Origin of the sequence: Pantoea eucrina (genome assembly GCF_002095385.1) — a bacterium.
GTDB lineage: Bacteria > Pseudomonadota > Gammaproteobacteria > Enterobacterales > Enterobacteriaceae > Pantoea > Pantoea eucrina.
Genome location: NZ_MIPP01000067.1, coordinates 1 through 10,878, shown reverse-complemented (window position 1 = coordinate 10,878; position 10,878 = coordinate 1). Strand labels below are relative to the sequence as shown.

8 protein-coding genes and 1 pseudogene are annotated in these 10,878 nt (G+C 58.0%); 4 read left to right on the top strand and 5 right to left on the bottom strand.

Annotated elements, in window-relative coordinates:
* Nucleotides 1-269 precede the first annotated feature (269 nt).
* The 4 genes from metA (at nt 270) to aceK (ending at nt 6,180) form a co-directional block, all read left to right on the top strand.
* On the top strand, nt 270-1,199 hold the full coding sequence (metA, locus tag HA43_RS17900) for a homoserine O-acetyltransferase MetA (protein WP_039381857.1): 930 nt from the start codon (nt 270-272) through the stop codon (nt 1,197-1,199).
* A gap of 260 nt (nt 1,200-1,459) precedes the next feature.
* On the top strand, nt 1,460-3,058 hold the full coding sequence (gene aceB, locus HA43_RS17895; RefSeq protein WP_094112278.1) for a malate synthase A: 1,599 nt from the start codon (nt 1,460-1,462) through the stop codon (nt 3,056-3,058).
* 16 nt (nt 3,059-3,074) lie between these two features.
* Entirely contained in the window at nt 3,075-4,376 is a 1,302-nt protein-coding gene (gene aceA, locus HA43_RS17890; RefSeq protein WP_094112277.1) for an isocitrate lyase, read from the top strand.
* Between the two features lie 67 nt (nt 4,377-4,443).
* Nucleotides 4,444-6,180: a bifunctional isocitrate dehydrogenase kinase/phosphatase gene (gene aceK, locus HA43_RS17885; RefSeq protein ID WP_094112276.1), complete on the top strand. Its 1,737-nt coding sequence runs from the start codon at nt 4,444-4,446 to the stop codon at nt 6,178-6,180.
* On the opposite strand, the pseudogene iclR reads toward aceK, so the two are convergent.
* The 5 genes and pseudogenes from iclR to yjbE form a co-directional block, all read right to left on the bottom strand.
* A pseudogene (iclR, locus tag HA43_RS17880) lies at nt 6,177-7,009 on the bottom strand (glyoxylate bypass operon transcriptional repressor IclR). The gene aceK and the pseudogene iclR overlap by 4 nt on opposite strands.
* Before the next feature lie 192 nt (nt 7,010-7,201).
* Nucleotides 7,202-9,292, bottom strand: coding sequence for a YjbH domain-containing protein (locus HA43_RS17875; protein WP_094112275.1), 2,091 nt, complete (start codon nt 9,290-9,292; stop codon nt 7,202-7,204).
* Entirely contained in the window at nt 9,292-10,029 is a 738-nt protein-coding gene (locus HA43_RS17870) for a capsule biosynthesis GfcC family protein (RefSeq protein ID WP_039381872.1), read from the bottom strand. The genes HA43_RS17875 and HA43_RS17870 overlap by 1 nt, the downstream gene beginning before the upstream one ends.
* The gene (locus HA43_RS17865) at nt 10,026-10,673 is read right to left on the bottom strand and encodes a YjbF family lipoprotein (RefSeq protein WP_094112274.1); all 648 of its coding nucleotides are present in this window, start codon (nt 10,671-10,673) and stop codon (nt 10,026-10,028) included. The genes HA43_RS17870 and HA43_RS17865 overlap by 4 nt, the downstream gene beginning before the upstream one ends.
* A gap of 75 nt (nt 10,674-10,748) precedes the next feature.
* Nucleotides 10,749-10,878, bottom strand: a 130-nt coding sequence (yjbE, locus tag HA43_RS17860; protein WP_244555241.1) for an exopolysaccharide production protein YjbE, incomplete at its 5' end; no start/stop codon positions are given.

Genomic DNA, 10,878 nt, shown 5'->3' with positions numbered 1-10,878 from the left:
TGCAGAAAATAACTTTTACGTTCGCTCACGGGTATTGCTGAAGCATCAGCATGCTATGGGTACTTTTTTTACCTCAAAAAAGATCTTACCGTCTCGCTTTTAGTGCCGGCGAAATTTCCTTTCTTCTCTGTCGCTGTCGGTTATGCCACATTAAGCTGAAACATTTTCATAAATAGCATGAAGTCTCGACATTCCGCGTATGCCAGGCTAATCTCGGGCATCTGGATGTCTAAACGTTTATATGGTTATCAGCAAGAGGTGAGCAGGTTATGCCAATCAGGGTGCCCGACGAATTACCGGCAGTGAATTTCTTACGTGATGAAAATGTGTTTGTGATGACCTCATCGCGCGCCCGTGTTCAGGAGATCCGCCCGTTAAAAGTACTGATCCTTAACCTGATGCCAAAAAAGATCGAGACTGAAAATCAGTTTTTACGTCTGCTCTCCAACTCACCGCTGCAAATTGATGTGCAGCTATTGCGGATAGACAGCCGCGAATCGCGCAATACTCCCAGCGAACATCTGAATAACTTTTACTGCAATTTCGAAGAGATACAGCACGATAACTTCGATGGCCTGATTGTGACAGGTGCGCCGCTGGGTCTGGTTGACTTTAACGACGTCGCCTACTGGCCGCAGATCCAGCGCGTGCTGCACTGGGCAAACGAGCATGTCACCTCTACGCTGTTTGTCTGCTGGGCGGTACAGGCTGCGCTGAACATTCTGTATGGTATTCCCAAGCAGACGCGGCAAAACAAACTGTCAGGCGTCTATGAACATCAGATCCTGCATCCGCACGCTTTGCTGACGCGCGGCTTTGATGACAATTTTCTGGCGCCGCATTCGCGCTATGCGGATTTTCCCAGCCAGCTTATACGCGACTACACCGATCTCGAACTGTTTGCTGAATCTGAGGCAACCGGCGCTTATCTGATGGCGAGCCGGGACAAGCGGCTGGCCTTTGTAACCGGGCACCCGGAATATGACGCGCTGACCCTTGCAGGTGAATTTCACCGGGATAATGATGCGGGTCTGCAGCCGGAAGTCCCGTTTAACTATTTCCCGCAGAACAATCCGGCCCTGCCGCCGCGTGCGACCTGGCGCAGCCACGGCAACCTGCTGTTCTCTAACTGGCTGAACTACTATGTTTACCAGATCACGCCGTTTGATCTGCGCCATATGAATCCGACTCTCGACTGATCTCTTTTTAGCTTCTCTCCACCGCGATCGCCCTCAGGCCATCGCGGTTTTTTTATGTCTTTTCCAAAGCAGAAACCATTGCCTTTATTTTGATACTTTAAATAACAGTATATACAGAGAGTTAATGCTTATCTTTTCATAAAATGGAAATAGTTTTTGAAATAAAAATTAAAATGCATATGCTCTGATCCTGTCGGTTACAAAACATCCAGTATTCCGATCCCGGCAGTAAACCAGGATCGCTTCAGGAGAGAGCCAGCATGACAGACACGATTATTCACTCTACGCTGACCTTCACTCAGCCCTTCTCAGACGGGGAGCAGCAACTGCTGACGCCGGCGGCTATCGATTTTCTGCAGGCGCTGGTCGTGCGCTTTGCCCCGGAACGCGATCGACTGCTTAAAGCGCGGCAGCAGCGCCAGCGGGACTACGATCGCGGAGCGCTGCCTGACTTTAATGCGGAAACCACTTCCATTCGTGAAAATGAATGGCAGGTGCGCCCGCTGCCTGAGCTGCTGTGCGATCGCCGGGTCGAAATTACCGGGCCACCCGATCGCAAAATGACCATTAACGCGCTGAACGCCAACGTTAAGGTTTTTATGGCGGATTTCGAGGATTCGCTGGCTCCGTGCTGGAGCAAGCTGATTGAAGGGCAGCAGGTGCTGCGTGAAGCGGTCGCCGGTACGCTGCGATTCACGCGCGATGATGGCCGGATCTACCAGCTGCGCTCCGATCCTGCACTGCTGATGTGCCGGGTACGCGGATTACATCTGGCTGAAAAACATGTGGAATGGCGCGATAAAGCGATTCCGGCTGGCCTGTTCGATTTTGCCCTCTACGTGTTCCATAACGTGCGGGCACTGCAGGAGAAAGGGCACGCGCCGTGGTTTTATCTGCCTAAAACCGAACACGCCAGTGAGGTGGCATGGTGGCGTGAGATCTTCCGCTTCAGCGAAGATCGATTTGATCTGCCGCGCGGCACGATCAAGGCCACGGTACTGATTGAAACGCTGCCCGCGGTGTTTCAGATGGATGAGATCCTGTGGGAGCTGCGCGACCACGCGGTGGCGCTTAACTGCGGCCGCTGGGATTACATCTTCAGCTACATCAAAACGCTGGGCCAGCATAGCGATCGCATTCTGCCCGATCGGCAGCAGATCACCATGGATCAGCCCTTTCTGGATACGTACTCCCGGCTGCTGATTAAAACCTGCCACCGGCGCGGCGTACTGGCAATGGGCGGCATGTCTGCACTCATTCCGGCGCAGGAAGAGACGCGCAATGCGTGGGTAAAAGATAAAGTTGAGGAAGATAAAGCGCGCGAAGCGGGTAACGGCCATGACGGGACATGGGTTGCGCATCCTGGCCTGGCAGATATTGCCATGAAGGTGTTTGATCGCCAGCTGGGCGATCGCGCCAATCAGCTGCATGTGACGCGTGATACCGATTCGCCGGTAACGGCTGAGCGGCTGCTGCGTCCCTGTCGCGGTTTACGTACCGAAGCGGGCATGCGCGCAAACATCCGCGTTGCGCTGCAGTATCTGGAAGCGTGGATTAGCGGTAACGGCTGCGTGCCGATTGAGGGACTGATGGAAGATGCGGCAACGGCTGAAATCGCCCGCGCCTCTATCTGGCAGTGGATCCGTCACAAACAGATCCTGAGTGATGGCCAGCTGGTCACCGCTGCCCTGTTTGAGCAGTTTCTTGACGAAGAGCTGGCCGCGCTGCGTCAGCGCTACGGCGACGAACGTTTTCAGCAGGGACGCTTTGAAGATGCAGCCGCGCTGATGGCGCAAATCACCACGGATAACGAGCTGGTTCCATTTCTGACGCTGCCAGGCTACCGCCTGCTGCCCTGACCCCGGAGAGAGTGCTATGAATCGGACACAACAGATCACACAGCTGGAAATGAGCTGGCAGGATGCGCGCTGGAACGGTATCACGCGTCCCTATCGGGCGGAGGAGGTCATCAGCCTGCGCGGATCGGTGACGCCGGCCTGCACGCTGGCAGAGCGGGGCGCCGTCAGGCTCTGGTCGCTGCTTAACGGCGGTGCGGCAAAAGGTTATATCAACAGTCTCGGCGCATTAACCGGCGGTCAGGCGCTGCAGCAGGCGAAAGCCGGTATCGAAGCTATTTATCTCTCTGGCTGGCAGGTGGCGGCGGATGCGAACCTCGCCGGGCAAATGTATCCCGATCAGTCGCTCTATCCGGTTAACTCTGTACCGGAGGTGGTGCAGCGGATTAATCAGAGCTTTCAGCGCGCCGATCAGATCCAGTGGGCCAGCGGCCTGTCGCCGGAGGATGACGCGTATGTCGACTATTTTCTGCCGATAGTGGCCGATGCGGAGGCGGGCTTTGGCGGCGTACTGAACGCTTTTGAGCTGATGAAATCGATGATTGTGGCCGGGGCTGGCGCCGTGCATTTTGAAGATCAGCTGGCGGCGGTAAAAAAATGCGGCCATATGGGCGGTAAGGTGCTGGTGCCAACGCAGGACGCGATTCAGAAACTGATAGCTGCACGCCTTGCGGCTGATGTCATGAATGTGCCAACCGTGCTGATTGCGCGCACCGATGCGGATGCTGCTGACTTAATTACTTCTGACTGCGATCCGAACGACGGCGCGTTTATCACCGGTGAACGTACGCCGGAGGGATTTTATCGCACCCGTGCCGGGATCGAGCAGGCGATCAGCCGCGGTCTTGCCTATGCGCCCTATGCCGATGTTTTATGGTGTGAAACCTCCACGCCCGATCTGGCGCTGGCGCAGCGCTTTGCTGACGCGATACACGCGCGCTATCCCGGCAAACTGCTGGCCTATAACTGCTCGCCTTCATTTAACTGGAAGAAAAACCTCGACGATCGCACCATCGCACGCTTTCAGCAGGCGCTGAGCGACATGGGCTATCGCTTTCAGTTTATTACGCTGGCCGGGATCCACAGCATGTGGTTCAGCATGTTTGACCTGGCGCACGCGTACGCGCAGGGCGAGGGGATGCGCCACTACGTTGAAAAAGTGCAGCAGCCGGAATTTGCGGCGCGCGACAAAGGCTACACCTTTTCATCGCATCAGCAGGAAGTGGGCACCGGTTACTTTGATCGCATCACCACGGTGATTCAGGGCGGCGCATCTTCTGTGACGGCCCTGACCGGCTCAACGGAAACCGCGCAGTTCTGATCGGATCGGCAAGAGAGGCGCCGCTGCTGTGCAGCGGCTCATGGCCACCGCGTACCGGAGATAACTGATGTCACCCGGAGAATCCCTTATTGCCCATACCATTCTGCAGGGCTTTGACGCGCAGTACGGTCGTTTTCTCGATATCACCGCCGGTGCGCAGCAGCGGTTTGAGCAGGCGGACTGGCCGGCGGCGCAGCGCGCCATGAAGGAGCGCATACATCTGTATGATCATCATGTCACCCTGGTAGTCAGTCAGTTGCGCGTGCTGAACGGGCAGGCGGAGTGGGATACCGCCTTCTGGCTGCGGGTAAAGGCGCACTATGAGACGCTGCTGCCGGGCTATCCGCGCCATGAAATTGCAGAGAGCTTTTTTAACTCCGTTTACTGCCGGCTGCAGGGGCACAGCCATCTGTTTCCGGAGCGGCTGTTTATTCACTCCTCGCAGCCGGGTTTGCAACAACCGGAAGCGCAGCGTCCACTGTCGCGTCGCTATGCTCCCCGGCCGGACTGGCAGAGTGCGCTGCGGCAGCTGCTGTCCGATCTTCCCCTGCGGCTGACGTGGCAGGATCGGGCACGCGATATCCGCTGGATTGAGCGGCATCTGAAGGAGCAGTTCAGCGCGGCGCAGCTGGCCGGTGCCGTGCTGGAGGTCGCCAGCGAACTTTTCTATCGTAACAAAACCGCGTGGATTGTCGCGCGGCTGCAGTTCCGCAGCGGTGAGATCCTGCCCTGTCTGCTGCCGATCCAGCGCGACAGCGATGGACAGCTGTGGATCGATACCTGCCTGACGGATCGCGATGAGGCGAGCATCGTATTTGGCTTCGCCCGCGCCAGCTTCATGGTTTACGCCCCGGTGCCTGCGGCGCTGGTGGCGTGGCTGCAGCCGCTGCTGCCAGGCAAAACCCTCGCCGAGCGCTATATCGCCATTGGCTGCCAGAAACACGGTAAAACCGAGAGCTACCGCGAATATCTGCACTATCTGGCACACCATGATGGCGCATTTGCGCCTGCGCCTGGCGTGCGCGGCATGGTGATGCTGGTGTTTACTCTGCCGGGCTACGATCGGGTATTCAAGGTCATTAAAGACCGTTTCGCGCCGCAAAAGGAGGTAACGGAAGCGCAGGTGCACGACTGCTACCGGCTGGTCAAAGAGCACGATCGCGTCGGACGCATGGCGGATACGCAGGAGTTTCGCTATTTTGCCCTGCCGCGCGCGCGAATCCCGGACGCGCTGATGGCGGAGTTCATGCGCGATATACCGGAAAAGATCACGCTGCGCGATGAGAACGTTATCATTCGTCATCTCTGGCTGGAGCGTCGCATGGAGCCGCTCAACCTCTGGCTGCAGCACGCCAGCGAGGCGCAGCGTCGGCATGCGCTGGAGGAGTATGGCAATGCCATCTGTCAGCTGGCGGCGGCTAACATTTTTCCCGGCGATATGCTGTTTAAAAATTTCGGTATGACGCGCCACGGGCGCGTGGTGTTTTATGACTACGATGAAATCCGCCTGATGACTGAGCTGATATTCCGTGACGTTCCGCCCGCGCGTTATGAAGAGCAGGAGCTGCAGGCAGAGCCCTGGTACAGCGTCGGGCCCGATGACATATTTCCGGAGACGTTCCGTTACGCGCTCTGCAGCGAACCCGCGACCGGCAGGCTGCTGCAGACGCTGCATCCGCAGCTGTTTGACCCCGGCTGGTGGCGATCGCTGCAGGCGCAGATCCGCAATGGCCATGTTGAAGAGGCGATGGCGTGGCGTAACGCCCGGCGCTTCAGCGTGCGCTACGCCACGGTAGCAGTTTAACGCCCGGCGTACGTCTGCGTGACCGTTCGGGCGGCGCGGATCACCAGCGCACCCAGCTCGGTAATACGATCGTCCGTCATACGGGCCAGCGGGCCTGAAATAGAGATCGCGGCAAACGCGTCGCCGTGCTCGTCATAAATAGGTGCCGCCACGCAGCGCAGCCCCAGCGCATGCTCCTCATCATCATGCGAGAAGCCCATTTTGCGGATCAGCGCCAGATTCTCTTTCAGCGTATGCGGCGACATCAGCGTTTTAGGCGTATAGCCGTGCAGGCCTTTCTGATGCAGCAGTGCAGTTACCTGATCGTCATTCAGATGGGCCAGAAAAGCTTTCCCGGCGCCGGAAGCGTGCATCGGCAGCTTGCCGCCAATCGGGGCTGACATACGCATCAGCTGCGTGCACTGCACCTGATCAACAATCACCGCCTGATAATCACTCAGGTCCAGCACCGCCAGATTCACCGTCTCGCCAGCTTCCTCCATCAGTCGCCGTAACACCGGATGCACAATGGCCAGCAGATTGCGGCTCTGCAGAAAACTGCTGCCCACCACAAAGGCGTGGGCGCCAATCGTCCAGTAGCCAGATCGCCCACCTGATGCACAAAGCCCTGCTGCTGCATCGTGGAGAGCAGACGATGCGTGGTTGAATTTGGCAGGCCCGCCTGCTGCGCCAGCTCGGTCAGCGCCACGCTGCCGTGCGCGTCGGCAATTAGCTCCAGCAGACGCAGGCCGCGCGTCAGCGACTGAACCTGACCGCCAGCCGGCGGCGTAGCCGCAGGGGAGGTAACGCGAGGTTTTTTTCCGCGTTTAGCCGGTACCGGGGTAGCCATAGTTGCTCCATTTCAGCGTTGTACGTGGAAACCATTTTCGTTTTAACCATTATGGAGGCAAATGCAGTTGTGCTGGTCGGATCTGTGAGCAATGAGGAAAGAAAGCGTGCGGAGTCTGACTGATGCCAGGGGAAAGAGGGGTGGAGAGCATCAGCACAGATAGAGTGCGCGGGTGTTACCCCGCGCCCGATCTTAATTAAACCGCGCGTCGCGATCGGCGGTCAGATCGTAGAGCTGATATTTACGACTCAGCATCTGGCCACCATCACGCGTCAGCGGCACCCAGTTCACCTGTGCACGGCCGCGCGTTGGCGTGACGGTAAACAGATCCATCGGAACCGAAATATAGAAGCCTTTGGTAAAGTCGCCTTCGCCATACGCTTCAGATGAAACGTTGGTTTTGGTGGCGTAGAAGCCCACGGTGACGCCGCTGTCGTAGCGTTTGGAGATATCCAGCGTGGCGCCTTTATCCTTCGCCAGGTATTGCCCCACGCTCGCTTTCACCAGCACATCCTGCATAAACCACGGGCGCCAGTAGGCGGTCAGATGACCGGTTGGCGCTTTGTAGTCGCGGAACTGCATCATGTTGTCCCAGTCGCGTTGTTTGACATAGTTGGCATCAACGCCCACCGCCCAGTTGCTGTCTACCGGGCGGTAGAGCACTTCAGCACCGGCGCCGCCATACATGGTCTCCAGATAGCCGCCATAAACCTGACCATACAGGTTATTACCGAGGTAATGCATATAGTTGGCCTGCAGATCGTTTACGTAGACATTGTTTTTCACATAGTCGCGGATATGGGTACGCACGCGCGGCAGCGTGGAGTCAGAGGGCGCGCCGTTATAATTGAAGCGGTCATAGTTGTTCACGATATTGCCGAACAGGCTGCCGCCCACCAGCAGGTGATCGGTCAGCCAGTAATCCGCGTTTGCCATCGCGCCAACCTGATACATATAGAAGCTTTCCGGCCCGCCAACTGACTGGTTGAGCACCGGTGACAGGCTGTAGTTCAGGCGATCTTTACGCATAAACAGGCCCTGCTCGGTTACGCCCGGATCGACCGGATTAACGCGCGACTGCTGCAGCGGCTGCTCATGCCCCAGCGGATAGCCGCTGAGCGTATTATGCAGGCTGGCAACCTGCGTGCGCGTCGTCACCTGCGGCATATTAAAGCGCGACTCCGTGACGGCAATCGTGTCAATGCCGGTCGGCAGGTGATTCATCATAATACGATTGGCGCGATCAACGCCTTCGCGCGTATCGCGATATTTGATCTGCTCACCGCTGACGTAAAGGGTAGCGCCTTTGGTCTGAATGCGCGGGCCATTGAATCCGGCGTCATACTTCAGTGCGCTAAGCTGGCTGGCGACCACGGCAGAATCCAGCAGATCGCCCTGCGGATGCGGGTCGTAAGCAGGCTTCGGCGTATCGATATGCGTCTGGCGCAGATCGTTGAAGTTGGTGCGAATGGTGACGCCAAACATAAAGGTGTTGCCGCGCTCATAGCTGGCATTGATATCTGCCCAGTCAGTAAGGCGATAAATCGCACCGGCGTTGACTTTGCTGCGCTGCTCCAGCCGTCCGGCAAAGTCATCCTGATAGTCGTTGCCCTCATACTCCAGCTTAAGGCGCAGCGGCTGCCACGGCGTCTGATACTCCACGCCGCCAAACAGGGCAGCAGGGCCATGAAACAGCTGTGAGCCATTGACTGAACCAGCCGTGCCGCCACCGGTGCGGCTGCAATAGCTGTCGCTGTAAGAGCAAAACGGGTTTTTCACGGTGCCGCTGTTGCCGAGATAGCCCCAGCCAAGGCCCAGCGTAAAATCGAACGGCCCCCAGGCTTTAGACGCCACCAGATATTCGCTGTCAAACAGCCCGGTACCGCCGAGGTCGCGTGAACCCACCGCCACCTCCGGCAGCCAGTAGCTCTCCTGCCAGAGGCGCAGTTTCAGATCGAACGCTTTATCTTTATAACTCTGGTTGCCGCTGAAATCTTCCACGCCGCTGTAGCGACGGGTCCGCACATCGGTATAGCGTACGGTGGTTTCCAGCCACGACAGAAGCTGAAGCGAGGCGGAGTAGTAGCGATACTGATCGTTATCCCGCGCGTTAAGGCTGAATTCACCCTCTTTCGCCATGCGGGCGGTAGGCGTCTGCAGCAGGCCGACGCCGCCAAAATCGGATTGTGAAGGACCCACCGGCTGCGGCCAGGTTTCAGCCTGCACCTGGCAGGCGGCAGAGACAGATGCAGCCAGCAGGCTGAGCAGTAGTTGTTTTTTCATTATTGCGGGATCCGGTGAGTCAGAACAGAAATCAGACGCGTATTTAAATCTGCCTGGCCCCACGGCAGGCTCCATGAGGTAAAGCCGAGCCAGATAATGCTGCCGGGTTCAACTTCAGCATGACGCTGATTCCAGTAGGCGACCGGAACCTGACGGACCTCGCCAGATGGCGCAATAACGGTGGCCACGCTGCGATCGCCGCCGGTCAGGCGTTCGTGTGCGGCGAGATAGTCGCGTACGCTGCGTCCGGGCTGCCAGCTCTCTGCGCCAGGCCGGGCGAGGGCGCCCATAATCAGTACCTGGTGCGGTTCCGGCAGGGTATAGAGGTCATAACTGCCCTGCAGCGCACGATCCGCTTCCGGATGCAGCCGCAGCCAGTCGATATCCAGCGAGGTAAACTGCCGGCCGGTAACCGGCAGCGCGTTGAGCTGCCGGATCACTGCACCGATGGTTGCGCCGAGTGCGGCATCGCTGCTGCCCTGCCAGGCGCGCAGATCGGTCAGCAGCTGGTGGCGCTGTTGCTGTACGGCAGCGGTAGCACCGCGCTCTGCTATGACGGTGCCGGGCCACCAGGTATTGAGGCCGGGATGCGTCAGCAGCTGGCTCAGACGCTGAACGTCATCAATCTGCATGCTGCTATCGCCTGTCGCAGCGTGCACGGTAATCTGGCCTGCGGCCAGCGCGTTGCCTGCCGCAGGCAGAGCCAGTGCAGCCAGCAGAGTGATTATTTTTTTCATGATTTAGCCGGCTTCAGAAGGGTGGTTACAACAGGAAACTGGTCAGCGGCAAGCATCTGCTGCGCCTGCAGCACCGTGCCGTCGCGGTTGTCGATCCAGAACGTGTTCTGCCAGGTGCGGTTCAGGCTCGCCATCGACACATTTTCCTGCCAGACGCGGCACGGTATCGCTTCTCCCGCCAGCGTCAGCACTTCATCGGTGCCGCGCTCAAACTGCGAGACCGCCGTTGCGGCGCGTACCCGATCCTGTTCACGCCACTGCACGACGCGTGTCCAGCTGGCACCGTTCTGCAGATGCAGCGCATCAGCCAGCGGATCCCCGGCGAGGTTGCTGACCGCCTGCAGGTTGTCGCGCAGTCCCAGCGTTTTCACCAGGCGGCCATGCTGCATCACCAGCATGGCTTTGTCCTGAGTCACCCACTTTTGCTGACCCGCTTCAAGGTAGCCGAGTACCACAAAGATACGTGCGCCATTGTCGATGCGGGCGTACATACTGGCGTAAGGGAGTTTCTGAATCTGTTCGGCACTGACCGTGACGTCGTCGGGACCATTGACGGCAAGCATAACGGTCTGCTCAAGACCTTTTTGCGTCTGTGTGCAGGCCTGCAGCAACAGACAAAGCAGCAGCAAAGAGAGTTGGCGCACTGTGTGTATCCCTGTCTAAAAAACAAAAGCAAAAAATAACCACACGGCGGTGTGGTCAGGAGTCAAAGCGTATTATCAGCGGGTCGTGCCCGTTGTGGTTGTTGTTGTACCGGTATTTGCGCCATCACCGCCGCCGCCGCCAGCAGCGGCAAGGCCGAGACCTACCAGCGCGCCGAGCGCGCCAATCCCCACCGCGGTCGATGCG

Bases quoted from the DNA above. Each gene is read 5' to 3' on its own strand.
- metA (WP_039381857.1), top strand. From the start codon at position 270: ATGCCAATCAGGGTGCCCGACGAATTACCGGCAGTGAATTTCTTACGT.
- aceB (WP_094112278.1), top strand. From the start codon at position 1,460: ATGACAGACACGATTATTCACTCTACGCTGACCTTCACTCAGCCCTTC.
- aceA (WP_094112277.1), top strand. From the start codon at position 3,075: ATGAATCGGACACAACAGATCACACAGCTGGAAATGAGCTGGCAGGAT.
- aceK (WP_094112276.1), top strand. From the start codon at position 4,444: ATGTCACCCGGAGAATCCCTTATTGCCCATACCATTCTGCAGGGCTTT.
- HA43_RS17875 (WP_094112275.1), bottom strand. From the start codon at position 9,292: ATGAAAAAACAACTACTGCTCAGCCTGCTGGCTGCATCTGTCTCTGCC.
- HA43_RS17870 (WP_039381872.1), bottom strand. From the start codon at position 10,029: ATGAAAAAAATAATCACTCTGCTGGCTGCACTGGCTCTGCCTGCGGCA.